This window comes from Catenulispora pinisilvae, assembly GCF_015356865.1.
GTDB classification, from domain to species: Bacteria; Actinomycetota; Actinomycetes; order Streptomycetales; family Catenulisporaceae; genus Catenulispora; species Catenulispora pinisilvae.
The window spans coordinates 1-26,003 of record NZ_JAAFZA010000009.1; the positions used below are offsets into that span (position 1 = coordinate 1).

Annotated in this window: 24 protein-coding genes; 11 read left to right on the plus strand and 13 right to left on the minus strand. The window is 70.8% G+C overall.

The window, feature by feature from the left end:
- Positions 1–1,602 precede the first annotated feature (1,602 nt).
- Genes IZR01_RS04300 through IZR01_RS04315 form a run of 4 tightly spaced genes read right to left on the minus strand, consistent with a single transcriptional unit; the run spans position 1,603 to position 5,912 of the window.
- Entirely contained in the window at positions 1,603–2,277 is a 675-nt protein-coding gene (locus IZR01_RS04300) for a class I SAM-dependent methyltransferase (RefSeq protein ID WP_194922961.1), read from the minus strand.
- A gap of 34 nt (positions 2,278–2,311) precedes the next feature.
- The gene (locus IZR01_RS04305; protein WP_194922962.1) at positions 2,312–3,808 is read right to left on the minus strand and encodes a glycoside hydrolase family 3 protein; all 1,497 of its coding nucleotides are present in this window, start codon (positions 3,806–3,808) and stop codon (positions 2,312–2,314) included.
- Entirely contained in the window at positions 3,808–4,959 is a 1,152-nt protein-coding gene (locus IZR01_RS04310; RefSeq protein ID WP_194922963.1) for an exo-beta-N-acetylmuramidase NamZ family protein, read from the minus strand. The genes IZR01_RS04305 and IZR01_RS04310 overlap by 1 nt, the downstream gene beginning before the upstream one ends.
- Complete coding sequence (locus IZR01_RS04315; protein WP_194922964.1) at positions 4,956–5,912, minus strand: GNAT family N-acetyltransferase; 957 nt, start codon at positions 5,910–5,912, stop codon at positions 4,956–4,958. The genes IZR01_RS04310 and IZR01_RS04315 overlap by 4 nt, the downstream gene beginning before the upstream one ends.
- Positions 5,913–6,024: 112 nt before the next feature.
- Between IZR01_RS04315 and IZR01_RS04320 the strand changes: the two genes are divergently transcribed.
- On the plus strand, positions 6,025–7,224 hold the full coding sequence (locus tag IZR01_RS04320; protein WP_194922965.1) for a serine hydrolase domain-containing protein: 1,200 nt from the start codon (positions 6,025–6,027) through the stop codon (positions 7,222–7,224).
- A complete protein-coding gene (locus IZR01_RS04325; protein WP_194891454.1) occupies positions 7,221–8,186 on the plus strand; it encodes a MurR/RpiR family transcriptional regulator in 966 nt (321 codons plus the stop codon). Before IZR01_RS04320 ends, IZR01_RS04325 begins: the two co-directional genes overlap by 4 nt.
- 197 nt (positions 8,187–8,383) lie before the next feature.
- Here IZR01_RS04325 and IZR01_RS04330 read toward each other — a convergent pair whose 3' ends face one another.
- A complete protein-coding gene (locus tag IZR01_RS04330; protein WP_194922966.1) occupies positions 8,384–8,629 on the minus strand; it encodes a hypothetical protein in 246 nt (81 codons plus the stop codon).
- A 462-nt stretch (positions 8,630–9,091) separates the two neighbouring features.
- Positions 9,092–10,015, minus strand: coding sequence for an N-acetylmuramic acid 6-phosphate etherase (locus tag IZR01_RS04335; protein WP_194922967.1), 924 nt, complete (start codon positions 10,013–10,015; stop codon positions 9,092–9,094).
- Between the two features lie 222 nt (positions 10,016–10,237).
- Between IZR01_RS04335 and IZR01_RS04340 the strand changes: the two genes are divergently transcribed.
- The 6 genes from IZR01_RS04340 to IZR01_RS04365 all read left to right on the plus strand — a co-directional run bounded on the left by IZR01_RS04340 (position 10,238) and on the right by IZR01_RS04365 (position 17,330).
- The gene (locus IZR01_RS04340; protein WP_194891457.1) at positions 10,238–12,088 is read left to right on the plus strand and encodes an ABC transporter substrate-binding protein; all 1,851 of its coding nucleotides are present in this window, start codon (positions 10,238–10,240) and stop codon (positions 12,086–12,088) included.
- Positions 12,089–12,196: 108 nt separating this feature from the next.
- The gene (locus IZR01_RS04345; protein ID WP_194891458.1) at positions 12,197–13,189 is read left to right on the plus strand and encodes an ABC transporter permease; all 993 of its coding nucleotides are present in this window, start codon (positions 12,197–12,199) and stop codon (positions 13,187–13,189) included.
- Between the two features lies 1 nt (position 13,190).
- Positions 13,191–14,087 (plus strand): ABC transporter permease, encoded by an 897-nt coding sequence (locus IZR01_RS04350; protein ID WP_194891459.1) that lies wholly within the window; start codon positions 13,191–13,193, stop codon positions 14,085–14,087.
- Complete coding sequence (locus tag IZR01_RS04355; RefSeq protein ID WP_194922968.1) at positions 14,084–15,115, plus strand: ABC transporter ATP-binding protein; 1,032 nt, start codon at positions 14,084–14,086, stop codon at positions 15,113–15,115. The genes IZR01_RS04350 and IZR01_RS04355 overlap by 4 nt, the downstream gene beginning before the upstream one ends.
- Positions 15,112–16,179 carry an ABC transporter ATP-binding protein gene (locus IZR01_RS04360; protein ID WP_194922969.1) on the plus strand — a complete coding sequence of 356 codons (1,068 nt, stop codon included), beginning with the start codon at positions 15,112–15,114 and terminating at the stop codon, positions 16,177–16,179. Before IZR01_RS04355 ends, IZR01_RS04360 begins: the two co-directional genes overlap by 4 nt.
- Positions 16,176–17,330 carry an anhydro-N-acetylmuramic acid kinase gene (locus tag IZR01_RS04365; protein ID WP_194922970.1) on the plus strand — a complete coding sequence of 385 codons (1,155 nt, stop codon included), beginning with the start codon at positions 16,176–16,178 and terminating at the stop codon, positions 17,328–17,330. Before IZR01_RS04360 ends, IZR01_RS04365 begins: the two co-directional genes overlap by 4 nt.
- Positions 17,331–17,359: 29 nt before the next feature.
- Here IZR01_RS04365 and IZR01_RS04370 read toward each other — a convergent pair whose 3' ends face one another.
- Complete coding sequence (locus IZR01_RS04370) at positions 17,360–18,094, minus strand: SDR family NAD(P)-dependent oxidoreductase (protein WP_194922971.1); 735 nt, start codon at positions 18,092–18,094, stop codon at positions 17,360–17,362.
- Positions 18,095–18,246: 152 nt separating this feature from the next.
- On the opposite strand from IZR01_RS04370, the gene IZR01_RS04375 reads away from it, so the two are divergent.
- From IZR01_RS04375 to IZR01_RS04385, 3 genes are all read left to right on the plus strand, one after another.
- Positions 18,247–18,843: a TetR/AcrR family transcriptional regulator gene (locus tag IZR01_RS04375; RefSeq protein ID WP_194922972.1), complete on the plus strand. Its 597-nt coding sequence runs from the start codon at positions 18,247–18,249 to the stop codon at positions 18,841–18,843.
- Positions 18,844–18,959: 116 nt separating this feature from the next.
- On the plus strand, positions 18,960–19,340 hold the full coding sequence (locus IZR01_RS04380; protein WP_194922973.1) for a VOC family protein: 381 nt from the start codon (positions 18,960–18,962) through the stop codon (positions 19,338–19,340).
- Positions 19,341–19,443: 103 nt separating this feature from the next.
- Entirely contained in the window at positions 19,444–20,373 is a 930-nt protein-coding gene (locus IZR01_RS04385; protein ID WP_194891466.1) for a S66 peptidase family protein, read from the plus strand.
- A 93-nt stretch (positions 20,374–20,466) separates the two neighbouring features.
- Here IZR01_RS04385 and IZR01_RS04390 read toward each other — a convergent pair whose 3' ends face one another.
- Genes IZR01_RS04390 through IZR01_RS04415 form a run of 6 tightly spaced genes read right to left on the minus strand, consistent with a single transcriptional unit; the run spans position 20,467 to position 25,997 of the window.
- Positions 20,467–21,261, minus strand: a complete 795-nt coding sequence (locus IZR01_RS04390; RefSeq protein ID WP_194891467.1) for an FAD-dependent oxidoreductase — start codon at positions 21,259–21,261, stop codon at positions 20,467–20,469.
- On the minus strand, positions 21,258–21,524 hold the full coding sequence (locus IZR01_RS04395; protein ID WP_323746068.1) for a UBP-type zinc finger domain-containing protein: 267 nt from the start codon (positions 21,522–21,524) through the stop codon (positions 21,258–21,260). The genes IZR01_RS04390 and IZR01_RS04395 overlap by 4 nt, the downstream gene beginning before the upstream one ends.
- Positions 21,521–22,000, minus strand: a complete 480-nt coding sequence (trxA, locus tag IZR01_RS04400; RefSeq protein WP_194891469.1) for a thioredoxin — start codon at positions 21,998–22,000, stop codon at positions 21,521–21,523. Before trxA ends, IZR01_RS04395 begins: the two co-directional genes overlap by 4 nt.
- Positions 21,997–24,675: an ATP-dependent chaperone ClpB gene (gene clpB / locus IZR01_RS04405; protein WP_194922974.1), complete on the minus strand. Its 2,679-nt coding sequence runs from the start codon at positions 24,673–24,675 to the stop codon at positions 21,997–21,999. The genes trxA and clpB overlap by 4 nt, the downstream gene beginning before the upstream one ends.
- A 12-nt stretch (positions 24,676–24,687) precedes the next feature.
- The gene (locus IZR01_RS04410; RefSeq protein ID WP_194922975.1) at positions 24,688–25,053 is read right to left on the minus strand and encodes a chaperone modulator CbpM; all 366 of its coding nucleotides are present in this window, start codon (positions 25,051–25,053) and stop codon (positions 24,688–24,690) included.
- Complete coding sequence (locus IZR01_RS04415) at positions 25,050–25,997, minus strand: DnaJ C-terminal domain-containing protein (RefSeq protein ID WP_194891472.1); 948 nt, start codon at positions 25,995–25,997, stop codon at positions 25,050–25,052. The genes IZR01_RS04410 and IZR01_RS04415 overlap by 4 nt, the downstream gene beginning before the upstream one ends.
- Positions 25,998–26,003 lie beyond the last annotated feature (6 nt).

Genomic DNA, 26,003 nt, shown 5'->3' on the forward strand with positions numbered 1-26,003 from the left:
GTGCTGGTGGGGTGCGGTGTTGGTCGGGAGTAGTGCTGGTGGGGCGCGGTGTTGGTGGGGCGCAGTGCTGTGGGCTGTTCGGGATTCGGATCTTCTTTGGGGGCTGGAGTTTGCGGGCCGGGTGCGGTTGGTGTGTGGGTTGAAAGGCGATTTTTACGGCCTTCGGTTATGGTTGTGCCGGTTCGGGGTTCGGGTCGGTGGGTGTGTTTGTCGGCTGCCGGTTCCTGCGTTCACGACCCCGCCATGCCTCAGGCCTCTTCAACTCCGGCAAGTTAGAGCAAGAACCAGATCAACAGCAAGATCAAGAGCCAGATCAAGGTCAAAAACTGTGATGAAGAGCCCGGCGCCTCCGGCGGGGGCTCTCGGCTCCCTCGGGGAACTGGCGCAATTCCATAGGGTGGTCCGGTCAGGGCCCTGCGCTGGCGGTTTGTGAGGTGGTTGCGGTTCGTTCCCCACGGTCGCGTCGTCAGCCCCAAGGGGTACAGCACCGGTGTCCGGGAGTAAAGTCCGCGCGCTTGCGGTCGGGGCTGCATGCTGCGGTTTGTATAGCGCGAACTTGACTCCCGGCCACCGGCACTGTAGGCGAAGCCCTGCCGACGCGACCGAGGGGAACGAACCGAAAACCGGCCGGATAGGTGCAAAGCCCAGTGGTGCGGGTACCGGCGACTCGGCGAGTTCGGCCGCCGGTCCGGCGTGTGGCGGCGCGGCAGTCCCAGAGTGCGCATTCTAGGCTGGCGAGTGCGAGTGCGAGTGCGAGTGCGAGCGCAGATGCGGGCGCGGGCGCGGGCTCGCCAGGCCGCCAAGGCCGATGCTGGCGGATAGCAAGGTGCGCGCTGGGGGATGTCGGCAGTCGGAGGCAGACTGCTGTGAGCGCGGCCGGTCCGTTGCCGCATACCGCACCCGGGCACGCCGTTGACCAACTGACCAGCGGCCCGTCGCCACGCTCTTACCGGCAGCGGCACCGCCCAGCCCGCGTCTACGGGCCCTGCGGTTGCTTTTCTTCCGGTCGGTTTTCGGTTCGTTCCCCTCGGTCGCGTCGGCAGGGCTTTGCCTACAGTGCCGGTTCTCGGGAGTCAAGTTCGCGCTGTACGCGGCTGCCACCTGCGCGCGTATCGTAAGGGCGCGGACTTTACTCCCGGGGTTCGGCGCTGTACCCCTTGGGGCTGACGACGCGAGCGAGGGGAACGGACCGCACCACCTCACAAACCGCCGCCGCAGGGCCCTGACCCGGCCACCCTATGGAGCAGCGCCAGTTCCCCGAGGGAGCCGAGAGCCCCCGCCGGAGGCGCCGGCCCTTCATCACAGCTCTTGATCTTGTAGTTGATCTTGCCTGTGCAGTTGATCTTGTGATCTTGCCTGTGATCTTGCTCTTGATCTTGCTCTTGATCTGGCTCTTGATCTGGCTCTTGATCTGGCTCTTGTTCCAACTTGCCGGGGTTGAAGAGGCCTGAGGTGCGGCGGGGTCGTGAACGCGAAGACCGGCAGCCGACAAACACACCCGCCGACCCGAACCCCGAACCGGCACAACCATAACCGAAGGCCGTAAAAAGCCTTGAAAACCAACAAAAAAACCGCAGCCCAGCCCGCAAACTCCGAGCACCTCTAGCCCGCTGCCGGCTTGCGCACCAGAACCTGAATCCCAGCTGCCGCGTTCCCGTTCATGGTGGCCACGCCGATCCGTCGGGTGTCCTGGACCTCGAAGCCGTCCAGCAGCGTCGCGAAGTGATCGGCCGGGTGGTGCCGGCACACGGCCCCGTCGCTGGTCTCGAAGACCCCGTAAGCGAAGACCCCATTAGTGCCGTTGCCGTGTGCCGCAGCGAATCGTTCGTAGCGTTCGCGGCTGCGCGGGTCGTCGCCCAGCAGGAGGTCGCTGACGTAGAGCAGGCCGCCGGGTTTGAGGATCCGACTGAGCTCGTCGATCAGCCGTCGCTGGGCCGCGTCGCCCGGGATGCAGGTCAGGACTGCGAACAGGACTGCCAGGTCGAAGCTCGCGTCGGGGAACGGCAGTGTGGGCGGGGTGTCCACGAGCTCGAACCGCATCGTCGGGTGCTGCGTGCGGGCCGTGCCGATCATCCCCGCTGAGCTGTCGGCGCCGGTCAGATCGGTGAAGCCGAGCTCTGCGAGGTCTGTCATGGTCCGGCCGTATCCGCAGCCGTAGTCCAGGATTGCGGCGTCCCGGCCGATCGCCGCTGTCCAGGGCGCGTGCAGCGGGTGGGTGAAGCGCTTCGTTGTGGCGACGGCGTCCCAGTAGGGGGTCTGGTTGTCGAGGTCGGTCATGGTTGGGTCCTCCCGTCGTCCTCCCGTCGCGACGTTACCTGCCGGTCAGGATCTCCGCTGCGGCCTGGAGGCAGACCCGCGAGGCTCCGTAGCTCGCGATCCAGGCCGCGCCGCCCGGGTCGATGTGCGCGACGCCGAGATCGACCACGATCGTATCGGGGCGGTCCTTCACCAGGCTGGTGACGCGTTCCAGGTCCTCGGGGGAGCGTTGGATGCCGCGGACCACGATGACCAGCGGTCGGTCGGCGGGGACCTCGGTGGTGGCGGCGAGCTGCGAACTCGTGGTGCCGGGCAGGAGTTCGGCGAGGCAGGTCGCGAGGCTGCGGGGGAGTACGGCCTCGACGACGTGCGGGGCGGCTTTCAGGGGCAGCGCGCCGTCGTCGGCACGCAGCACCGTGGCCGCGCGCCGGGCTGCCGCGAGTCCGATGCTGGCGCGCGCGGCATCGGCGGCATTTGCGATGTCAGTGGCGTCAGTGGTGTCAGTGGCATCGGCGGTGTCGGTCGCATCGGTCGCGTCGGCGGCGTTGACAGGGGTCTCCCGCGCCGCCCGCCGCCACTCGGCGAACGCCGCGACCCTCTCAGCAGCCTCCACCAGCCGCGCCTCGCTCAGCGTCCCGTCCCGCAACGCCGCCGCGACCGCGTCGGTGATCGCGGTCAGGTCGGCGTCCGTGGTGTTGCTGTCCACACAAACCAGGTCGATGCCTGCGGCCAGCGCTCGCACCGCCGCGCCCGCGAGCCCGTAGCGCTCCCGGACGGCGGCCATGCCGATCGCGTCGCTGACCGCCAGGCCGTCGAAGCCGAGCTCGGAGCGGAGCAGGCCGCCGATCACCGCCGGGCTCACGGAGGCCGGGTGTTCGGCGTCGAACTCGGGCATCAGCAGGTGCGCGACCATCACCGCGCGCACCCCGGCCTCCGCCGCGGCCGCGAACGGGGGCAGGGTGTCGCGCCGCAGCTCCGCCAGGGTCGCGGTGACGGTCGGCAGGCCGAAGTGCGAGTCCACGACCGTGTCGCCGTGCCCCGGGAAGTGCTTGGCACACGCCGCGACCCCGGCCGCGTGCAGGCCGCGGACGGCGGCGGCGACGTGCCGCGCCACCAGCGTCGGGTCCGATCCGAACGAGCGCGCGCCGATCACCGGGTTGCGCGGCTCGCTGTTCACGTCGGCGACCGGCGCGTAGTCCAGATCGATACCGGCCGCGCGCACCAGCGCCCCGATCGAGCGCGCCGCGGCTTCGGTCAGCGCCACGTCGTCCACGGCCCCCAGCGCCAGGTTCCCGGGGAAGGACGATCCCGTGGCCGCCTCCAGCCGCGTGATGTCCCCGGCCTCCTCGTCGATGGCGACGAACATGTCCGGGTTCTCCGCCCGCAGCCCGTCGGTCAGCGCCCGCAGCTGCGTCGGCGACTTGATGTTGGCCGCGAACAGGATCACCGACCCGAGCCCGTCGGCCAGCCGGCGGCGGACCCAGTCCGGAATCTCCCGGCCGTCGAAACCCGGCTGCAGAACGCGGGCAGTCAACACATCCAGCTCGGACATCAGCACTCTCCATCGCGCGCATACAACAGATACGGTTCCCGCTCCACCTCGGCGAACCGCCGGGCCGGCTCCCGCCACTCGTCCAGGATCTCCTCGGCGGAGCAGCCCTTGTTCAGCGCCGTCCGCAGCCTGTCGGACCCGGCTAGCAGGTCGAAGTGCTTGTCCCGGAACCGCAACCGGCCCAGCCAGCCGTCGCGCAGCGCGCACAGCACCGTCACGCCGACGGTCAGCGGATCGACGGCCTCGGGGTCGGTGACGTGCAGCTGCGCGCCGCAGATCAGCTGGCCCGCGTATCGGTCGAAAGCAGGGGTCGCATACGCTTCCCGCACCGCGATCCCGGCCGGCTCGGCGGCCCGCAGCCGCTCGGCGAAACCGCGGTCCAGCCACGGCGCGCCGAGCAGTTCGAACGGCGTCGTGGTGCCCCGGCCGACCGAGACGTTCGTCCCCTCCAGGAAGCACGTCCCGGGGTAGATCAGAGCACTGATCGGCGTCGGCAGGTTCGGCGACGGCGGCACCCACGGCAGCCCGGTCGCGCTGAACAATCGCGCGGGGTCCCAGCCGGCCAGCGTCACGACCTCCGGCGCCTCGACGCCGAGCCGGGCAGCGAACAGGCCGCCGAGTTCGCCCATCGTCATGCCGTGCCGCACCGGGATCGGAGCCCGTCCCACGAACGAGGAGTACGCCTCGTCCAATATCGGCCCGGCGACGGCTTGTCCGCCCAACGGATTCGGCCGGTCCAGCACGCACACCCGGACGCCGACCATCGCCGCGGCGGCCAGGGCGTCGTAGAGGCTTGATTCGTAGGTGAAGAACCGGGCTCCGGCGTTCTGCAGATCGACGGCCAGCACGTCGATCCGTGCCTCGGCCAGCATCCCGGACAGGTGCTCGACGCTGTGATTGTAGGTGTCGTAGACCGGGAGTCCGGTGCTCGAATCGGTCGCCGCGGACTCCGATTCCCCGGCCTGCGCGGTGCCCAGCACTCCGTGTTCGGGGCCGAACAGGGCTCGCAGGTCGGTGCCGGCGTCCAGGAGCGCGTGCGCGGCGTGGCGGCCGTCGGAGGTGATCGCCGCCGGGTGAGTCAGCAGCCCGACGCGCTGACCGGCGAACGGTTTCCCGGCGTGGACCAACCGTTCGAGCCCTGAGACGGTCATGCGGTGACCGGCTTCTCGAAGGCCCAGAAGACCCGGCCCAGGCGCGCCCCGACGGTCTTGGAGTAGAACCGCGCCGGGCCGACCCAGCCGATCTCGACGACGTCGATCCCGGCGGCACGCTGGTCGGCCAGGCAACGGCGCAGCAGTACGGCGCCGATGCCCAGGCCGCGCGCCGCCTCGTCGGTGCCCATCGGCCCGAACATGCCGACGCGCTGCATGCCGTGGCCGGCGAAGCCGAGGAACGCGCCGTCGCGGACCGCGACGTGCAGCGTCGGCGGGTCCTTGCGCAGCGCCATCGCGGCTTCCTGGCCCCAGGTGCCGCCGAACTCCTCGTCGGACCAGGCGCGCAGGGCGGCCTCGTCCTCGGGCCGGCCGCGCCGCACCTCGATGCCCGCCTCGGCCAGGCGTTCCACGTCCTGTTCGGTCGCCAGGTCCGCCGCGGCCAGGTTGACCAGCATGCTGTTGGCGTCGAGCAGCCGCTCGTAGCCGGCGGCCGCGGCCAGGCAGACCGCCGGGGTGTAGCGGATGTCGATGCCGGGCCAGGCGAAGTTCGGCGGGTTGCCGCGGATGCGCAGCCGGGCTGCGCCCACGGTGACGAGGCGACGCTCCAACTCGGCGAGCAGTGCGCGTCCGTGGCCCTGTTCCCGGTGCTCCGGGCCGACGACGATGAGCTCCACGTGTCCGGTGGCCGGCTGTTCGTCGCGGGCCGGGCGCAGTGAGCCGAGGGCGAAGCCGATGATCCGGCCCGAGCTCTCGGAGTTCGCGGCGGCCGCGCCGCCCGCCCTGTCGTCGCTGTCCGCGCTGTCCGCGCCGTCCTCCAGGACGATCCGGCACCCTTCGGCGGCGGAGGACCACAGCAGGTCGACGACCGCGTCGGTGTCGGGGTCGTAGATGAGGCCGGTGCGGGCCAGGGACCGCAGGGCCGGCAGGTCTTCGGGAATCGCTTGGCGCATAGCGGCTCTCTGTCACTAAGCTCTGTCACTAAGCTTGTCGTCATTTGCTAACGTCTTCAGGCATGTTGACGGTGGAAACCTACCACCGGCCCCACGCGGGAAGGAACCGATGGTGAGCGGCGATTTTGTGGTGGGTGCCGATCCCGGTGAGATCGTCGCCGAGGCCGTGCGCGCGGGCGTGGTGCCCGGCGCGGTGCTGATGTACGGCCGCGGGAGCGACGGGCCGGTGCACGGCGCCGCGTTCGGGGCCGGGGTCAGCCCGGACACGCTCTACGACCTGGCGTCGCTGACGAAGGTGACGGCCACGCTGCCGTGCGTCTTGCGCCTGGTCGAGGCCGGGGAGATCGGGCTGGACGATCCGGTGCTGAAGTACCTGCCCGGATTCGGGAAGCACCAGGTGAAGGACCGGGTAAAGGACCGGGTGACCGTCCGGCATCTGCTCGCCCACTCCTCAGGGCTGCCCGCGATCCTGGAGGTGTGGCGGCTGCCCGGGACGGCCGAGGATCGGTTAGCGGCCGTGCTCGCCGAGCCGTTGGAGGCGCCGGTGGGCAGCCGAGTTAAGTACTCCGACCTGGGCTTCATCCTGCTGGGGCAGATCGTCGCCGACCTCACCGGCAAGCCGTTGCAGGAGGCGTTCCGCGAGCTGGTCGCCGAGCCGCTCGGCATGACCGCCACCGGCTACCTGCCTTCCGGGCCCGCCGCCGCCACCGAGGCCAACTGGTTCGACGATCCCGGGCGTCAGGACGCGAAGTCCGGCGTGGTGCACGACGAGAACGCCGAAAGCCTCGGCGGCGTCGCGGGCCAGGCCGGCCTGTTCGGCACCGCCTCCGACCTCGCGGCGTACCTGCGCGGCGGATGGCTCGCCGAGGACAGCCCGATCCTGTCCTCGGCCATGCGCGCCGAGGCGTTGCGCTGCCAGACCGAGGGGCTGGACGGCCGGCGCGGGCTGGGCTGGACGCTGCGCGGCGACTCGTTCGATTTCATGTCCGACCGGTGGCCGCCGACCGGGGCCGGGCACAGCGGGTTCACCGGGACCAGCCTGGCGTTCGACCCGGTCTCGGGGATCTGGTGCGTGTTGTTGACCAATGCGGTGCTGTATGGCCGGGACAACCGGGCCCGGCAGTTGCGGCGCTCGCTGCACGGCGCGGTGGCCGCCGCGTACGGGGTCGGGCACGGGGATGCCCACGGGGTTGCCGACGGCGTCGCCCACGGGTTCGAAGTCCCACCTGGTGACGTGCGGGAAGGCGGTTCCGGAGGCTCCCTCAACGGCGGTACCGACGGCGCCGGGCCTGGCTCTAGGATCACGTCATGAGCAGTGGCGCGAATCGGCAGTCCCGCGGCGGCCGCGGCGCGGTGCCCGCCGCCTCGGCCGCGACCGGCGTCTCCACGCTGGTCATCGGCGAGGCCGGGCCGCCGCCGACCGTGCTGGTGCGGATCCGGGCCCTGCTGCCGACGCTGCCGCCCTCGGAGCGCCGGGTGGCCGAGGCGGCGATCGCCGACCCGGCCGGCGTCGCGGCCAAGACGATCAGCGAGCTGGCCGCGGACTGCGACACCTCGGAGACCACGGTCATCCGCTTCTGCCGCGCGGTCGGACTCAAGGGCTACCCGGAGCTGCGGATCGGGCTGGCCGCCGCGGCCGGGATCGAGGACGCCGCCGCCACCGCCCACACCGCCGGCGGCGACATCGGGCCGGGCGACTCGCTGGCCGACGTGGTGACCAAGCTCGGCTACGCCGACGCGCGCGCCGTGGAGGACACCGTCGCGCAGGTGGACCTTCAGGTGCTGGAGCGCGCGGTGGACGCCGTGGTGTCGGCCGGCGCCGTGGACGTCTACGGGATCGGGGCCAGCGCCCTGATCGCCCTGGACCTGCACCAGAAGCTGCACCGGATCGGGCACCGGGCCTTCGCCTGGCCGGACGCCGAGGCCGCGCTGACCTCGGCGGCGCTGCTGGGCCGGGGCGACGTCGCGATCGGCGTCTCGCACACCGGCGCCACCCCGGCCACCGTCACCGCCCTGGCCGAGGCGCACGACAACGGGGCCCGCACCATCGCCATCACCAACTTCCCGCGCTCGCCGATCACCGACGTCGCCGACCTGGTGCTGACCACCGCGGTCCGCGAGACCACGTTCCGCTCCGGCGCCATGGCCAGCCGGATCGCCGCGCTGACGGTGGTCGACTGCCTGTTCGTGGGCGTGGCCCAGCGGAACTTCAGCCGGACCACCCGCGCGCTGGAGCGGACGCGCAGCGCCGTGCAGGGGGCGCGGGGGCGGTAGCTCGGTACGATCTCGACCATCGCTAGGGAGGGGTGGTTCTGATGGACTTCACGTTGACCGGCCGGCTGGTGGGGCTGCGGATCCTGCGGGAATCGGATCTGGACTCGCTGGTCGCCTGGTGGTCCGACCCGCAGACGATGGCGCGGCAGACCCACGGACCGTTCGCGGCCAGGCAGGCCGCCGACGTCCGAATGAGGTCACGGCGGCGGCGTCCGTTGATCATCGGACCGGCTGCCGCGCCGGGAACGGACCAGCAGACCGAAGAACGGCAGCCACGGCAGCAAGTCCCCGAGGATCTTGCGCGCCCGTTCCGCACGCTCCGCCTTCGCGAACACCGCGGGCGCGATGACGATACCGAACAGAAGGAACAAGAACACTGCGCTCAGGCAGGCCGGAACGAGCACGAGCCCGAAGGCGATGGCACCAGCTGAGTGCAGAGTCATGGACGGATCTCCCTGGGGCTGTTTCACAGCACGCGAAAACAACACCAGGAGTCTTCTCCGCCTGAAGCCATCGGCTCAGGCTCGGTGGCCGGGAGCGTGTGAAGCTCCGTGATGACGACCACGCCGATTGGGGAGTACTCCCCCCTGGGGTTCCAAGGGTAGCGGCGAGTGCTGATGGTCGCCAGCAACTGCTATTAGTGACCGGCAATAGTGGACTCAAATCCCTGTGGTCTAAACCACGCCGGTGTGAGCGCCGGGTACCCGCCGACCCCTATGCCGCGCCGACAGCCGAGAGCTGAGAATGGTGCGTGCTACGACTACCACCCACCTAGCGGCCGAGCTGGATCGGCGCGCACCGCGACCGTGACCCGCAGAACCGCTCGCCCGCCGTTTTGGATGTCGCCATCCGCCACCCGCAGAACCGCCACCCCACCCCACAGCGCAGCGGCCCCCACGCGGGGCTCAGGTCCGCGTGGAGGCCGCCAGTGCCGCCCGCACCTGCCCCGAGGCGGCGGTCAGCGCGCGCCGGGCCTGGTCCGGCGCGACCGCGCTGAGCAGGCAGACCAGCGCCGTCTTCAGTTCGCCGTCGGCGTCGGCCAGGGCTTTGGCGCAGACGTCTTCGGGCAGGCCGGTGGCCTCGGTGAGGATGGTCAGGACCCGGCCGCGCAGTTTGGTGTTGGTCGGGGCGAGGTCGACCATGAGGTTGGAGTAGGTGTGGCCCAGGGCGATCATCGCGGCGGTGGACAGGCCGTTGAGGATCAGTTTCTGGGCGGTGGCCGCTTTGAGGCGGGTCGAGCCGGCGATCGCCTCCGGGCCGGTGTCGGGGCCCAGGTGCACGTCGGCCTCGTCGGCCAGGGCCGCGGCCGGGTTCGCTGACACCAGGACCGTGTAGGCCCCCGCCGCTCGGCCTGCTTGCAGCGCTCCCGCGACGTAGGGGGCGCGCCCGCTGGCGGTCAGTCCGACCACGACGTCACCGGCCTTGACCTCGGCGGCGTCCGCCGCGCCGCCGGGCACCGAGTCCTCGGCGCCCTCGACCGGGATGGTCAGGGCCTTGATGCCGCCGGCGATGTGGGCGACCACCACTCCCGGCGGGAGGCCGAAGGTGGGGATCAGCTCGGCGGCGTCCATCACCGCCACCCGGCCGGAGGTGCCGGCGCCGAAGTAGTGGACGCGGCCGCCGGCGCGCAGCCGGCGCACCGTCTCGTCCACCACGTCGGCCAGGGCCGGCAGGACGGCGCCGACCGCGGCCGGGACCCGGGCGTCCTCGGCGTTGAGCAGCCTGAGCACCTCCACCGTCGGCACGGCGTCGATGTCCGCGGTCGCCGGGTTGCGCGCCTCGGTCGGCGCGGCCACGCGCTCTGCGGTGGGCGGGGTGAGGGAGCTCATGCGTGGCGTTTCCTCTCGGGGGTCAGCCGGGGGTGGGGAAGTGGCTCTTCGCGGGTCGTGCCGTTGGCAAGTTACGGAATGAACGCGATTCGCGCAACTCATTGACGAAGGTTGGCGCCGCGCCCTACGGTTCCACTCACCGACCCGGCACCGCCGTGTCCGCGCACTTGGAAAAGCCAGCCCACACCCCGTCCCACCGACCCGAACGGAGATGTCAGGACCATGTCCCGACCCAAACCACTGGTCGCGGCGATAGCCGTCGCGGCGGTCGCGGCCACCGCGCTGTCGGCGTGCTCCAGCTCCTCTTCCTCGGCGAAGAAAACCAACGGTGGCGGCGGCGGTACCGGCGGCGTCTTCACCAGCATCGACGCCAACAACAAGATCACCGCCGGCGCGCCGATGAACCCGTACAACGCCTCGCCGAACATGTTCAAGGGCTACAACTGGATGCAGCTGGCCTTCACCAAGAACGACCCGTCGGACCCCAACGCGGTGCTCCCGGGCCTGGCCGCCAGCTGGACGTCCTCGGACTCCGGCCTGACCATCCAGCTCCAGCCGAACGCCAAGTGGTCCGACGGCACCCCGGTCACCGCCGCCGACATCAAGACCTCGCTGGCCATCGCCTACACCCAGGGCACCGCGGGCCCGGTGGCCAGCGCCGGCGGCACCGTCGTGGCCGGCAGCAACTTCGAGGTGTCCGACGTCAAGGACCTCGGCGGCGGCAAGATCGAGATCGACCAGCAGCCGGGCGTGAAGAACCTCTACTTCCAGCGCCTGGTGCTCACCGCGACCATCGTCAACGACAAGGTCTACGCCGGCCAGCTGCCGGCCGACATCTGGACCCAGATCGCCGCCGTCCAGGGCACCGACCCGGCAGCGGCCAGCGCCGCGGCCGACAAGCTGGCCGCCGAGGGCAAGACCATCGCCGCCTTCTCCCCGGCCAAGGACGTCTCGGCCGGCCCGTTCGTGGAGACCCGGGTCAACCCGGGCGAGGCGCTGCTGGACCGCAACCAGTACTTCTACGCCGCGAACAAGATCTCGCCGAAGCAGGTCATCCTGCGCAGCTACTCCGGCAACCAGCAGATCTGGGGCTACATGAACGGCGGCGAGCTGGACTACGCGCCGTACACCTCGATGCCCACCAACATCTTGAACCAGGTCCTGAAGGCCGGTTACACCCGCATCGACGCCCCCAGCTACGTCAGCGCCTCGATCGCGTTCAACGAGAAGCAGGCGCCGTACAACCTGACGCCGGTCCGCCAGGCGCTGGCCTACGTCATCGACCGCGACGCGGTCACCAAGGTCGGCGAGCCGGTCGGCGGTATCACGGCGCCGACCACCACCGGTCTGGTCGGCTCGCAGTCCGACTCGATCCTGTCCGCCGACCAGAAGGCGGCGCTGAACCCCTACAGCCCGGACCCGGCCAAGGCCGCGTCGCTGTTGCAGGGCGCCGGGTTCACCAAGGACTCCTCCGGCCAGTGGCACCTGCCCAACGGCCAGCAGTGGAAGATCACGCTCCAGACCGTGAACGGCTTCTCCGACTGGATCGCCGCCTCCACGATCGTCGCCAACGAGCTGACCGCCTTCGGTATCCAGACCACCGCAGCCATCACCGCGGACTTCGCCACCTACCAGAAGGAGATGGCCGCCGGTAAGTACGCGGTCGGCTGGTGGCTGGTCGCGCTGGGCCCGCAGACCGACATGGCCTACGCCCGCATTTACGGCTCCGCCGACGGCTACAGCGTCACCAACGGCCAGGCCGCCCACGACGACAACGCGGCCACCAACTGGGAGCACACCCCGGCCAGCTACACCGTCAACGGCCAGAGCATCGACCCCGGCCAGCTCGCCGCGCAGCTTTCGACGACCCCGGTGTCCGCCCAGCAGCCGATCATCGCCCAGCTGGCCGCGGCCACCAACCAAGAGCTGCCGGTGATCCAGATCTGGAACTACACCCACGTCATGTTCGACCTGGACAAGCGGTTCACCAACTACCCCAAGACCGGGCAGGACGACCTGCTTGCCAACCCGCCCGGGGTGTGGATGATGCAGGGCTACGTGCAGGGCAAGTAAGCGCGAGTACGGGCACCGGGTCAGTAGCACAGACGGGGCCAGGACAAAGAACAGGGCCAGGACACAGACAGGGCCACCGACCATGACAGGAAGAGGGAGGGGAAGAAGATGACGGCGTTCGCCCGGCGACTGGCCGGCAAGCTGGCGGCCGGACTGGTGATGGTCTGGGTCGTGGTGACGTTCACGTTCTTCCTCGTGCACGCGCTGCCCGGCAAGCCCGGCGATGTGCAGTACGAGCAATACATCCAGTCCGGGATGAACGCCGAGCAGGCGGCCGCGAAGGTGAAGGCGATCTACGGCTACACCTCCCACGACTCGATGCTCTCGCAGTACGGCGGGTATCTCGGCAAGCTGCTGCACGGCGACCTGGGGCAGTCGATCAGCTACTCCGGCGTCCCGGTCAGCCGCCTGATCTGGGCCGCGCTGCCGTGGACCGTGATCCCGGTGCTGTCCGGGCTGCTGGTCAGCTTCCTGATCGGGGTGACCGCCGGCGTCGTGGCCGCGGTCCGGCGCTCCAGCCGCTGGGGCGGTCTGCTGACCGTCTCCGGCTCGCTGTTCGCCGGCGTCCCCGCCTTCGTCCTGGCCCTGCTGCTCCTGGTGGTCTTCCACACCGAGTGGAACCTGCTGCCCGACGCCGGCACCAGCGACATCCAGTACGACCCGGGCTGGAACCTGCCGTACATCGGCTCGGTGGTCCAGCACGCGGTGCTTCCGGTGTGCGCGTACGCGCTGCTCAGCTATGGCGGCTGGCTGCTGGCGATGAAATCCTCGGTGGTGTCGGTGCTCGGCGACGACTTCATCCTGGCCTCCGAGCTGCGCGGCATCGCCCCGGTCACCCGGGCCCGCTACATCGGCCGCAACGCGATCCTGCCGTTGTTCACGGTGCTGGCACTGTCCTTCGGCGTGATGTTCGCGGGGTCCTTCTTCATCGAGGACACCTTCGACTACCCGGGGTTGGGCGACCTGCTCCTGAAGAGCATCGGCACCCGCGACTATCCGGTGATGGCCGGGGCGTTCCTGCTGATCACGGTGTCGATCATCATCGCGAACATCCTGGCCGACCTGTGCTACACCCTGATCGATCCGAGAGTGAGGCGCTGAGATGGCCGCCACCGCCACCCTGGCCGCGTCGGTACGCAGCCGCCGCCCGGCGCTGACGGCCTTCCGCAAGGCCGTGACCCGCAAGCCCGGCCGCATCATCGGGCTGGCCATCATCGTGTTCTTCGTTCTGCTGGCGATCTGCGGGCCCTGGTTCTACGGCCGGCTGGCCGTCGACCCGAACTCGCTGTACGCGGCCCCCAGCGCCAAGCACTGGCTGGGCACCGACTTCGCCGGCTCCGACGTGCTCCAGGAGGTGGTGACCGGCGCGCGCTACGTGCTGGCCACCGCCGCCCTGTCGGCGTTGTTCACCAGCCTGTTCGGAGTCACGATCGGCCTGGTCGCCGGCTACCAGCGCGGCCTGACCGACAGTGCCCTGATGCGGCTGACCGACTTCGTCCTGACCATCCCGGGCCTGCCGCTACTGATCATCCTGTCCACGGTGTGGAACTTCGGCAGCCCCTGGAAGATGGGGCTGATCCTGGGCGTCACCGGCTGGGGCGGCGTCGCCCGGGCCGTGCGCTCGCAGGCGCTGTCGCTGCGCGAGCGTGGGTTCCTGGAGGCGGCGCGCGGGCTGGGCCTGTCCCGGCGGCACATCCTGCTCAAGGAGATGCTGCCGAACGTCGCGCCTTACGCGGCCATGCAGCTGATGCTGTCGATGATCGCGTTCATCGGCGCCGAGGTCGGCCTGTTCTTCCTCGGCCTGGTGCCCTTCTCCAGCACCAACTGGGGCGTGATGCTGAACCAGGCGGTCTTCTCCGGCGGGGCGATGGAGACCCCGTCCGCGCTGATCTATCTGCTGGCGCCGCTGGTCTGCATCCTGGTGCTGACGCTGGGCATCGTGCTCTTCCTGGACGCCATCGACGAACTGTTCAACCCGCGGCTGAGGGAGCGCGTGTGAGCGAGGTAGAAGTACGCGATCTCACGGTCGAGTACCAGACGTCGGTCGGCTGGCTGCCGGCCGTGGCCGGGGCTTCCCTGGACCTGCGGGCCGGGCAGATCACCGGTCTGGTCGGCGAGTCCGGCTCCGGCAAGTCCACGCTGGCGCTGTCGCTGCTCAACGCGGTGCCGGCGCCGGGCCGGATCGCCGGCGGCACCATCGAGGTGGCCGGGGTCGGCGACCTCACGCGGCTGGGCGGCAAGCAGCTGCGCAAGGCGCGCGGCGGGGCCATCGGCTACGTCTTCCAGGCGTCGCAGAACTCGTTGAACCCGCTGAAGACCATCGGCCGGCAGCTGCTGGACTTGGGGCGCTCGCATGAGGTCGGCGACCTGCGGGCGCTGATCGCCCGGGCCAAGGATCTGGCCAACCGGATGGGCCTGGACGGTGACCGGGTGTTGGATTCCTACCAACACGAGCTGTCCGGGGGCATGCGCCAGCGGGTCGGCATCGTGTTCGCGCTGGTGCTGAACGCCAAGGTGCTGATCCTGGACGAGCCGACCACCGCGCTGGACATGCTGTCCCAGGCCTCGGTGCTGGACATCGTGCGCAAGGTGCACGACGAGAACCAGCTGTCCACCCTGATCATCACCCACGACATCGGCGCCATCTCCGAGATCGCCGACCGGCTGGCGGTGATGTACGGCGGCCGGATCGTCGAGGACGGCCCGCTGCTGGACGTGCTGCGCCGGCCCACCCACCCCTACACCAAGGCCCTGATAGGGGCCACGGCCCGGATCACCGGCGACGTGGACGGCGCCCGCGCGCTGCCCGGCCGGCCGCCGGACCTGACCACCGTGGCCCGGGCCGGCTGCGTCTTCCGGGACCGCTGCCCGTTCGCGGTCGAGGTCTGCGCCCAGACCGAGCCGGAGTTGGAGACCTTCGAGAGCGGCCGGCGGCGCGCCTGCCACGTAGAACCGTCCACTGTGCTGACCGGACCCGTGCTGACCGGGACCACCGGGACGCCCGCGGCCGTTGGGGAGCCGGCATGATCCAGGCCCGCGGTATCACCCGCACCTACCAGACCCACGGCTCGTTCACCGGCGACCGCACCGTGCGCGCGCTGCGCGGCGTCGACTTCACCCTGCCCGACGGCGGCGCGGTGTCGTTCATCGGCGAGTCCGGCTGCGGCAAGACCACGCTCGGCAAGATCCTCACCGGGCTGGAGACCTTCGACGGCGGCGAGCTGGTCGTGGACGGCGTCGAGCTGTCCAAGCTGCGGCCCCGGCAGCGGGAGAAGTACTTCCGCCGGATCCAGATGATCCATCAGGACCCGTATTCGGCGCTGAACCCGACCCGCACGGTCGAGGCGACGCTCGGCGATCCGTTGCGGATGCGGGCCCGGGAGAAGGCAGCGGCCGGCGAGCAGGCCGGCAGCTGGCGCGAGCGCGCCGCCGAGCTGCTGACGCTGGTCGGCCTGGAGCCGACCGCGGTGCTGCCGAAATACCCGCACCAGCTCTCCGGCGGGCAGCGGCAGCGCGTGGTCATCGCCCGAGCGCTGACCGTCGACCCGACGGTGCTGATCGCCGACGAGGCGGTCTCGATGATCGACGTCTCGATGCGGCTGGGCATCCTGAGCCTGCTGCGCGACCTGCGGGCCCGGCTGGGGATCTCGCTGGTGTTCATCACGCACGACGTGGCCACCGCGCGGTATGTCGGCGACGGCGGCGAGCTGCACGTGATCTACCGGGGCGAGGTCGTCGAGCGCGGGCTGACCGACGAGGTGATCCTTTCGCCGGTGCACCCCTACACCCAGTGCCTGCTCTCGGCGGTGCCGGTCATGCGCGGGCTGGAGGAGCCGGGGCCGGACCGGACGGCACCGACCGCGGCGCTGGACGAGCGGACGCCGACGCCGGGGTGCCTGTTCCAGCCGCGGTGCCCGTTCGCCGGTGCGCAGTGTGCTGAGAAGCATCCGGTCCTGGTCCCGTTCGGGCTGGACGCGGCGGGGCAGGGGGAGGCGGCCGCCGCCGAAGACGGCTCCGGACACGTACACGCGTGCTTCTATCCGGAATCCCGCCGCGTGGTCGGCGTCGAGGTCGGAGCCGCGAGCGCGTGAGAGTCCTGGGTCTGAGCTCCGGCACCTCCCACGACGCGATCGACGTCGCGCTGGTGGACTTCCGGCTCGACGGCGACGTGCTGGTCGGCGTGCTCGAACACGCCGGCCACGTCCCGTACCCGGACGACCTGCGCGCGCAGATCATCGCCGCGCTGCCGCCGAACCCGACCGACCTCGGCGCGGTCTGCCGCCTGGACACCGGGATCGGCCAGGCGTTCGCGGCGGCGGCGTGGCAGGCCGTGCAGGCCGCGGGCCCGGTGGACCTGGTCTGCTCGCACGGCCAGACCCTGTTCCACTGGACCGAGGACGGCGCGGTGCTCGGCACGCTGCAACTGGGCCAGCCGGCCTGGATCGCCGAACGGGTCGGCGTCCCGGTGGTCTCCGACGTCCGCACCGCCGACGTGGCGGCCGGCGGCCAGGGCGCGCCCCTGGTCTCGCTGCTGGACCTGTTGCTGCTGCGCGGCCTGCCCGGCCCGGTCGGCGCCCTGAACCTGGGCGGCATCGCCAACCTGACGGTCGTCGCCGACCCGCCGGTGGCGTTCGACATCGGCCCGGCCAACGCCCTGCTGGACGCCGCCTGCCGCCGGCTGACCGGCAAACCCTACGACCGCGACGGCCGCCTCGCCGCCGCCGGCCTGGTCCACCCCGGCCTGCTCGCGGCGCTGATGGCAGAGCCCTACTACGCCCGGCGCCCGCCGAAGACCACCGGCAAGGAGCTGTTCCACGACGCGTACCTGGCCGCCCACATCGAGGCCTTCCCGGACCTCACCCCCGAGGACCTGATGTCGACCCTGGCCACCCTCACCGCGATGACCGTGGTCGACGCCGTCCGCTCGCACGGCATCGCCACCCTGGCGGTCTCCGGCGGCGGCGCCGATAACCCGGAGCTGATGAAGCGCATCGCCAAGCGCCTGCCCGGCGTCGAGGTGCTGCGCTCGGACGCGTACAAGGTCCCCTCCGACGCGAAGGAGGCGATCGCCTTCGCGCTGATCGGCTGGTTCACGGCCCACGGTCTGCCGGGAACGGTCGCGGCCTGCACCGGCGCCTCGGGGGAGCGGGTACTCGGGCGGATCAGCCCGCCGGCTCGCGGGGCGCTGGTACTGCCGGAGCCGGTGGAGAAGGCGCCGAGGTCGGTGCGGTTCGAGGGGTAGTGCCGAAGGGCTGCCGTTGCTGTCGTCGCTCAGATCGCCGTGGTGCCGCCGTCGACGACCAACTCCATCCCGTTCACATAGCTGGAGTCGTCCGAGGCCAGGAACAGCGCGGCGGTCGCGATCTCCTCGGGGCTGCCCATCTTTCCCCGCGGGATCAGGGATTCGAACTGCCGCTTCGTCGCCTCGTCGAACAGTTCCTCCTGCTTGGCGGTGGCGACCTGGCCCGGGGTCAGCACGTTGACTCGGATCCGCCGGTCCTTCAACTCGGCCAGCCACACGCGGGCGTAGGCCTGCTGCACGGCCTTGCTGGCCGCGTACACGCTCCACCCGGGGTAGCCCTTGAGTGAGGCGCTCGACCCGGTCATGAAGATCGAGCCGCCGTCGTTGAACAGCGGCAGCGCCTTCTGCACCGCGAACAGCGTGCCGCGCGCGTTCAGTCCGAACGTGGCCTCGAAGTGCTCTTCCGTGATCTCGCCGAGCATGCGCTGCTCGCCGGTCCCGGCGCTCGTCCACAGCACGTCGACCGCGCCCTTCTCCTGCCTGACCGTGGCGAACAGCCGGTCCAGGTCGGCCAGGTCGGCCGAGTCGCCCCGCACGCCGGTCACGTTCTCGCCGATCAGCTTCACGGCCTCGTCCAGCGCTTCCTGCCGCCGGCCGGTGATGAAGACATGCGCTCCTTCGTCGACGAACAGCTTGGCCCCGGCCAGCGCCAGGCCGGTCGTTCCGCCCGTGATCACCGCTACCTTGCCATCGAGCTTGCCCATGATCGCTCCCTTGAAGTGGTGGATGTTCCAGATGAATTGGCGGCTATTCCAGACAGCTATGCACACCGATCTGTGTACTTAAGCTAGCGGCCGACGCCCGATGGCGCAAGCTATGTACACCGATCGGTACCGAACGGGGCTAAGCTGGGGGCATGACGGAGTTGGAGAAGGGCCCCCAAGGCCTGCGGCGCGGCCGGGGCGCGCGCGAGCGCATCCTGGGCGCCTCACAACAGCTGTTCCGCGAGCAAGGCATCAACCACACCGGCATGGACCAGCTCTGCGCGGTGGCCCAGGTGTCGAAGCGCACGGCGTACCAGCACTTCACCGGCAAGGACGAACTCGTCACCGAGTACCTGCGCCGGTTCGATCCCGACGTCATGCCCGGGGTGTTCGACCGCACCGACCTCACGCCCCGCGAACGGCTCCTCGCCGCCTTCGACGTGCCCAAGACCGGGCCGCAGAACCTCACGCCCCTGTGTCCCTACATCGCGGCCTCCGTCGAGATCCACGACCCCGAACACCCGGCACGCCAGCAGGCCCACGACTACAAGGCGGCCGTCGCCGCGCGGCTCGCCGAGACCGCCCGCGAAGCCGGCGCCACCGATCCCGAACAACTCGGCGAGCAACTGGCGCTGCTCCTCGACGGCGCCTCGGCGCGCACCCGGGTCCTCAACGCCGACGCCTTCCCGACCGCCGCCGCCATCGCCGCCGTGCTCATCGACAAGGCCATCCCGGCCTCGGTCCGGTGACGAGGGCGCGCGTCTGAGAGTAAGCGGGCTTCTTCGAGGGCTCCTTTGCGGGCTCCTTCGGGCGCACCTTCGTGCGTTCCTTCGGGTGTCAGAGCCGGGCAGTATGGTCTGCGGCCATGACGACGATCGCCCGCCTCGCCGGGGTTTCGCTCGATACGGACGACCCGCACGGGCTCGCGAGCTTCTACCAGCACCTGTTGGGGCTGGAGGTCTTTCTGAACAGCGATGACGTCGTCGCGCTGAAGGGCGCGGGATTCCTGCTGACCACCCAGCGCGTGGCAGGCTACGTGCCGCCGGACTGGCCGAGCGGGCCCACGCCCAAGCAGATGCACCTGGATGTAGCCGTCGCAGACCTCGAACGAGCCGAGAGCCTGGCGCTCTCGCTCGGGGCGACTCGGGCGGCGTACCAGCCCGCACCGGAGGAGTGGCGGGTGCTGATCGACCCGGCCGGCCACCCGTTCTGTCTGACCACCCAGGCCCCGATGGACCTCGGCTGACCGTTCGGCAGCGATGGTCTGGTAGCGACTGTGCGGTAGCGGAGAAGGCCCGTGACTCCGCCGACCCTCGATCATCCCCGCTCCGCCGTGAGAGAGTCGGATCATGCAATCCCTCCTCGCGCCCCGGGCTCTGAAGGCCGGCGACCGCGTCGCCGTCATCGCGCTCAGCGGGCCGCCCGGGCGGCAGGAGCTCGATCTCGGGCTGGCGGCGCTGCGGAGCGTGGGGCTGGTGCCGGAGGTGTTCCCGTCGGCGCGGTCGGTGGGGCCGTATCCGTATCTGGCCGCCGACGACAAGGTGCGGGCCGACGACCTGGCGCGGGCACTGGGGGAGCCGGGGTACACGGCCGTGTTCTGCGCGCGCGGCGGGTACGGGGTGCAGCGCGCGCTGGAACTGCTGGACTGGGACGCGCTGGGGACGCCGGAACCGCGCATCGTGGTCGGCTTCTCCGATGTCACGGCCCTGATCGAGGCGGTGCGGACCCGGTTCGGCTGGATGTCGGTGTACGGCCCGCTGGTGTCCAGCGTGATGTTCCGCTCCGGCGTCCCGTCCTTCGAAGGGCTGACCCGCCTGCTGCTGACCCCGCACAAGTGCACCGAGCTGCTGTTCCAGGACACCCGCGCCCTGGTCCCCGGCGTCGCCGAGGGCGTGACGGTCGGCGGCACCGCGAGCCTGATCTCCACCTCCGTGGGCACCCCGTTCTCGGTCCCGGCGCGCGACGGCATCCTGTTCCTGGAGGACGTCGGCGAGCAGCCCTACCGCCTGGACCGGGTCCTGACCCACCTGCGCCGCTCCGGCTACCTCGACGGCGTCCGCGGCATCCTGTGCGGCACCTGGGACGAATGCGGCCCGCTGGCCGAGGTCGAGGAACTGCTCGCCGACCGCCTCGGCGACCTCGGCGTCCCGGTGCTGCTCGGTGCGGACATCGGGCACGGGGTGTTCATGCAGTCGCTGCCGCTGGGCGTGCGGGCCCGGCTGGACACGGCGGCGGCGACGCTGACGTTCCTGGACCCGCCGCTGTCGGTGGGGGAGTGAACCGCACCGGGATCGTGCCACTCCCCTCGGTTTGCTCGTGTTCATAACGACCTCACCTGGACTCTTGGGCGGCTCGCGAGCGCATCCTCAGGGTCACCGATCGGCCGAAGCTCCTGTCTCCCGGAGGTACTCGTGCACCAGGCGGACGGACATCGATCCTTCCCCCACGGCTGAGGCGACGCGCTTGATGGAGCCGCTGCGCACATCGCCGGCCGCGAAAACTCCCGGTCGGCTCGTCTCGAGTACGTAGGGCTCGCGGGCCAGATGCCGCCAGTGCCGCGCGCGGCCGGAATCGGCGGCGGCGTGGCCGGTGAGCACCGCGCCGCGGTCGTCCAGGGCCAGGGTGCCGGCCAGCCACTCGGTGCCGGGCTTCGCTCCGATGAACACGAACAGCGCTCCGACCGGCAGCGTCCGCTGTTCGCCGGTGCGGTTGTCTTCGACGACCACTGACGCGATGGCTTTGTCGCCTTCCGCGGCGCGTACCTCGGTGTTCAGCAGCACCTCGATGCGGGGGTCGGATTCGATGCGGTCGACGAGATAGCGCGACATGTCCTTCGACAGGTCCTCACCCTGCACCACCAGGTAGACGTGCGGTGATTGGGCGGCCAGGAAGACGGCGGCCTGACCCTCCAGCAGCCCGATCTCGCCCAGGAACCGGCCGGGGCCGTGGACCCGGACGACGCCCTCGTCCGGGCCGGCGCCGTCGATGATCGCGACCAGGCCGGCGAGCACGACGAAGAAGTGGCCGACGGGTTCCCCCGCCCGGAACAGCACGTCCGCGGCCTGGACCGGGCGGCGTTCGCCTCGGGCGGCGAAGACGGCGATCTGCGAGTCGGTCAGCCGGGGGAACGCGCCGTCCAGGTCCGGCGTCTCGGTCGCGGTACTCATACGTAGGCCTCGTCGATGTAGCACCAGCGCCAGTCCTCGCCCGGTTCCAGGGAACGGACGATCGGGTGCGTGGCGGCGTGGGCATGAGCTCGGGCGTGCTTCATCGGTGAGGAGTCGCAGCACCCGACATGCCCGCAGGTCAGGCACAACCGCAGGTGCACCCACGGTGTGCCGAGCCGCAGGCACTCCTGGCAGCCCTGCGGCGTGCGCGGCGTGACCGGCCGGACCAGGGCCAGGTGCGGGTCGGGCAGGGCCCGGCTCACGAGACGTCTCCGGAATCCGGGGCGCCGGCCTCCGCCGGGCGGCGGCTCGCGAGGGCCTGATCCACCCATCGGCGCAGCACCGGCGCGGGAGCGGCCCCGGACTGCCGGGCGATCACCTCGCCCCGGTCGGTCACCAGCAGCGTGGGCACGGCCTTGATGTCGAAACGCCGAGAGAGCGCGGGGGAGGCGTCCACGTCGACCTTGACCAGCTTGATGCGGCCGGCCAGGTCGGTGGCCACCTGCTCCAGCGCCGGGCTCACCATCCGGCACGGGCCGCACCAGGTCGCCCACATGTCCACCAGCACCGGGATGCCCGCCTTCGCCACGACCTGGGCGTAGCTGGCGTCGTCGGCGTCGGCGATCCACGGCAGCAGGTGGTGGCAATTGCCGCACTCGGGCCGCCCCTGGGCCACGGCCGGAACCCTGTTCTTCTTCTGGCAGTTCGGGCAGCGGACCACCCTGGTCGCGGCGCTCACGACACCCTGCTCTGTCCGGCGTGGTTCCCCGGATCCGGCTCCGCGCGGCTGGCGCCGTCCTCGTCGGTCTCCTCGAAGTCGACGGTCAGCTCCCCGCCCTCGGCATCCACCACCACGGTCAATCCCTCACGGACCCCGCCGGCCAGCAGCGCGCGGCCGATCTTCGTCTCCACCTCGTGCGAGATGAAACGGCGCAGCGGCCGGGCGCCGTAGACCGGGTCGAAGCCCTCCTCGGCGATCAGGCGGCGGCCCTGCTCGGTCAGGTGCAGCGTGATGCGCTGTTCGGCCAGGCGCCGGCGCAGCTCCTCGAAGAGCAGGTCGACGATCCGCTCGATCTGGGGCAGGCCGAGCGGCCGGAAGACGACCACGTCGTCGACCCGGTTGAGGAACTCCGGACGGAAGTGGCCGCCCAGCTCCTGCATGATCAGCTCCCTGACGTCCGGCTTGATCTCGCCGTCGGCGGTGGCGCCCTGCAGCAGATACTGCGAGCCCAGGTTGGACGTCATGATGATCACGGTGTTGCGGAAGTCGACGGTCCGCCCCTGGGAGTCGGTGATCCGGCCGTCGTCGAGGACCTGCAGCAGGGTGTTGAAGACGTCCGCGTGCGCCTTCTCCACCTCGTCGAACAGCACCACCGAGTAGGGCTTGCGGCGCACGGCCTCGGTCAGCTGGCCGCCCTCCTCATAGCCCACGTATCCGGGAGGCGCGCCGATCAGACGGCTGACGGTGTGCCGCTCCTGGTACTCGCTCATGTCGAGCCGCACCATGTTGTCCTCGCTGTCGAACAGCGCCGCCGCCAGGGTCTTGGCCAGCTCCGTCTTACCGACCCCGGTGGGGCCCAGGAAGATGAACGAGCCGATCGGCCGGCGCGGGTCCCGGATGCCGGAACGGGCCCGGATGACGGCGTCGGCGACCAGCTGGACGGCCTCGTCCTGGCCGATCACCCGCTGCCGAAGGATCTCCTCCAGCCGCAGCAGCTTCTCCCGCTCGCCCTCCTCCAGTCGGGACACCGGGATACCGGTCCAGGCCGACACGATCTCGGCGATCTCGTCGGCGGTGACCACTTCGCGCAGCAGCCGGGTCTGGCCCTGCTTCGCAGACAACTGCTGCTCTTCGGCCACCAGCCGCCGTTCGAGTTCGGCGATCTCCCCGTAGCGCAGTTCGGCGGCCCGGTTCAGGTCGTAGGCGCGCTCGGCCTGCTCGGCCTCCTGCCGGGCCTGCTCCAGTTTCTGGCGCAGTTCCTGGACCTTGCGGATGGCCTGCCGCTCGGCCTCCCACTGCGCGCGCTTGGAGTCCGCCTCGGCACGCAGGTCCGCGAGCTCGCGGCGCAGGTCTGCCAGGCGGTCCTGGCTGGCGCGGTCCTTCTCCTTGGCCAGCGCGGCCTCCTCGATCTCCAGACGGGTGACCCGGCGGGTGAGCTCGTCGAGTTCGGCCGGCATGGAGTCGATCTCGGTGCGGAGCCGGGCGCACGCCTCGTCGACCAGGTCGATGGCCTTGTCGGGGAGGAACCGGTCGGTGATGTAGCGGTGGCTCAGGGTCGCCGCGGCGACGAGCGCGCCGTCCTGGATCTTCACGCCGTGGAAGATCTCCAGACGCTCACGCAGTCCCCGCAGGATCGAGACGGCGTCCTCGACGGTGGGCTCGTCGACCATGACGGTCTGGAAGCGGCGCTCCAGGGCGGCGTCGGACTCGACGTACTTGCGGTACTCCACCAAAGTGGTGGCCCCGATCATGTGCAGCTCGCCGCGGGCCAGCATCGGCTTGAGCATGTTGCCCGCGTCCATCGTGCCCTCGGCCGCCCCCGCGCCGACCACGGTGTGCAGCTCGTCGACGAACAGCAGGATCCGGCCCTCGGCGGCCTTGACCTCCGACAGCACCGCCTTGAGCCGCTCCTCGAACTCCCCTCGGTACTTGGCCCCGGCGATCAGGGCACCCATGTCCAGGGAGAAGACCGTCTTGTCGCGCAGCCCTTCGGGCACGTCGCCGCGCAGGATGCGCTGGGCCAGTCCCTCGACGATGGCCGTCTTGCCGACGCCGGGCTCGCCGATGAGCACCGGGTTGTTCTTGGTCTTGCGGCTGAGGATCTGGACGACGCGGCGGATCTCGGCGTCCCGGCCGATCACCGGGTCGAGCTTCCCGGAGCGCGCCTCGGCGACCAGGTCGCGCCCGTACTTCTCCAGCGCCTCGTAGGACCCCTCCGGGGTAGCCGAGGTCACCCGCTGGTTGCCGCGCACCTTTGTCAGGGCCGTGAGGAAGCTGTCCCGCGTCACTCCGCGTTCCTTCAGCCGACGCCCGGCGGAGGTGGCAGAGCCCTCCTCGATGAGCGGCAGGACCAGGTGCTCCACCGAGACGTACTCGTCCTTGAGGCGTCTGGCCTCGCGCTCGGCCGCGTCCAGGAGCCGGGACAGCCGCTGGGTGAGGACGACCTGGCCCGGGGCAGTTCCGGGGCCGGTCGTGCGAGGACGCTTGGCCAGGTCGGCGCTCAGGTCCGCGTGCAGACTCTCGATGTCGGCGCCGGCCTGGTCCAGTAGCCGGGGAACGAGGCCCTCGGGCTGGTCGAGCAGAGCGATCAGCAGATGCTCGCCGTCGACCTCGGTGTGTCCCAGCCGCACGGCGACGGTCTGCGCCTCCTGCAGCGCCTCCTGGGACTTCTGGGTGAGGCGGTTCATATCCACGGCTTCTGCTCCTTACCTCCGGCGCCCATCGCGGCGCAGTTCGGCTTCCAGCCGCTCGATCCGGTCCAGCAGGTCCAGGACCAGTCCGAGGGCGGCGTAGTTGAGGCCGAGTCCGGCATGCAGCCGCAGCGCCCGGGCGACAGTCGCCGGGGCGCGCGCGTCGAACCAGAGCCGTCCGGCCTCGTCCCGGCGTGCCTGGACGAGGCTGAGCGTCACGAAGCGGCTGATCAGCTGGGGATGGACCCCGCAGCGGCGCGCGACATCCTCCAGGCTCAGCAGGCCGCGGTCGGCCGGGTGCGCCACGACGACCATCGGGAAGCGCACCTCGGAACCGACCTGGTCAGCCGGTCCCCCGAATGGCGGTTGGCGGGCAGTCATATCTGCCTCCTCGGGTCGAAGTCCGAGACGGCGGCCAGCTGCTCGAACAGCTCCCGCTCCCGATCGGTGGGTGAGGACGGCACCATGATCCGGACCTCGGCGTAGAGGTCCCCGGGCGAGCCCTTCGGGTTGGGCATGCCCTCGCCGCGCAGCCGCAACTTCCGGCCGGTCGAGGAACCCGCGGGGACCACGACCTTGGCCGTCCCGGCAGGGGTGGCGACCGGCGCGGTGGCGCCCAGGACCGCCTCCCATGGACTGACCGGCAGATCCACGGTGATGTCCCGGCCGGAAAGCCGGTAGCGGCGGTGCGGCCTGATGTGCACGACGAGGTAGAGGTCGCCGGGCGGCCCGTCGCCGTACCCGCGCCCGCCTTGCCCGGCCAGCCGGATGCGTTGACCGTCCACGACCCCGGCCGGGATGTCGACCTCGTACTCGCGCCCGCCGCCCGGACCCCCGATGGTGATCTTCCGCCGGCCTCCGTGGAACGCCTCCTCGACGCTCAGCTCCAGGTCGGCTGTCTGGTCCGCGCCGGCGACCCGGCCGGCTCCCGGACGGGCGAACATGCCGCCGAACAGGTCCTCGAAGTCGACCGGGGAACCCTGGAAGCCGGCGCCGCCGAAGCCCGCACCGGCACCGGCACCGGCGCGACCGCGCCCGAACCCGCCGGCGCGCGCGCCCTGGGCCGCCTGGGCCGCGGCCACCCGCTCGTCGTAGTCCTCCGGGATCTGCCGGAAGTCCGGCCCGAACCGGTCATACCGGGCGCGGGTCTTCGGGTCCGACAGCACCTGGTAGGCGTCGTTGATCTCCTTGAACCGCTCCTCCGCCGCCGGGTCCTTGTTGACGTCGGGGTGGAGGCGCCGGGCGAGCTTCCGGAAAGCCTGCTGGATCTCCTGCGCGCTCGCGTCCCGCGAGACGCCCAGCACCTCGTAATAGTCGCGGGCCATGACGGC

Bases quoted from the DNA above. Each gene is read 5' to 3' on its own strand.
- IZR01_RS04340 (WP_194891457.1), top strand. From the start codon at position 10,238: ATGTCCCGACCCAAACCACTGGTCGCGGCGATAGCCGTCGCGGCGGTC.
- IZR01_RS04410 (WP_194922975.1), bottom strand. From the start codon at position 25,053: ATGACTGCCCGCCAACCGCCATTCGGGGGACCGGCTGACCAGGTCGGT.
- IZR01_RS04310 (WP_194922963.1), bottom strand. From the start codon at position 4,959: ATGACCGTCTCAGGGCTCGAACGGTTGGTCCACGCCGGGAAACCGTTC.
- IZR01_RS04300 (WP_194922961.1), bottom strand. From the start codon at position 2,277: ATGACCGACCTCGACAACCAGACCCCCTACTGGGACGCCGTCGCCACA.
- IZR01_RS04380 (WP_194922973.1), top strand. From the start codon at position 18,960: ATGACGACGATCGCCCGCCTCGCCGGGGTTTCGCTCGATACGGACGAC.
- IZR01_RS04350 (WP_194891459.1), top strand. From the start codon at position 13,191: ATGGCCGCCACCGCCACCCTGGCCGCGTCGGTACGCAGCCGCCGCCCG.
- IZR01_RS04345 (WP_194891458.1), top strand. From the start codon at position 12,197: ATGACGGCGTTCGCCCGGCGACTGGCCGGCAAGCTGGCGGCCGGACTG.
- IZR01_RS04315 (WP_194922964.1), bottom strand. From the start codon at position 5,912: ATGCGCCAAGCGATTCCCGAAGACCTGCCGGCCCTGCGGTCCCTGGCC.
- IZR01_RS04375 (WP_194922972.1), top strand. From the start codon at position 18,247: ATGACGGAGTTGGAGAAGGGCCCCCAAGGCCTGCGGCGCGGCCGGGGC.
- IZR01_RS04385 (WP_194891466.1), top strand. From the start codon at position 19,444: ATGCAATCCCTCCTCGCGCCCCGGGCTCTGAAGGCCGGCGACCGCGTC.
- IZR01_RS04305 (WP_194922962.1), bottom strand. From the start codon at position 3,808: ATGTCCGAGCTGGATGTGTTGACTGCCCGCGTTCTGCAGCCGGGTTTC.
- IZR01_RS04360 (WP_194922969.1), top strand. From the start codon at position 15,112: ATGATCCAGGCCCGCGGTATCACCCGCACCTACCAGACCCACGGCTCG.
- IZR01_RS04325 (WP_194891454.1), top strand. From the start codon at position 7,221: ATGAGCAGTGGCGCGAATCGGCAGTCCCGCGGCGGCCGCGGCGCGGTG.
- IZR01_RS04415 (WP_194891472.1), bottom strand. From the start codon at position 25,997: ATGGCCCGCGACTATTACGAGGTGCTGGGCGTCTCGCGGGACGCGAGC.
- IZR01_RS04370 (WP_194922971.1), bottom strand. From the start codon at position 18,094: ATGGGCAAGCTCGATGGCAAGGTAGCGGTGATCACGGGCGGAACGACC.
- IZR01_RS04390 (WP_194891467.1), bottom strand. From the start codon at position 21,261: ATGAGTACCGCGACCGAGACGCCGGACCTGGACGGCGCGTTCCCCCGG.
- IZR01_RS04335 (WP_194922967.1), bottom strand. From the start codon at position 10,015: ATGAGCTCCCTCACCCCGCCCACCGCAGAGCGCGTGGCCGCGCCGACC.
- IZR01_RS04330 (WP_194922966.1), bottom strand. From the start codon at position 8,629: ATGACTCTGCACTCAGCTGGTGCCATCGCCTTCGGGCTCGTGCTCGTT.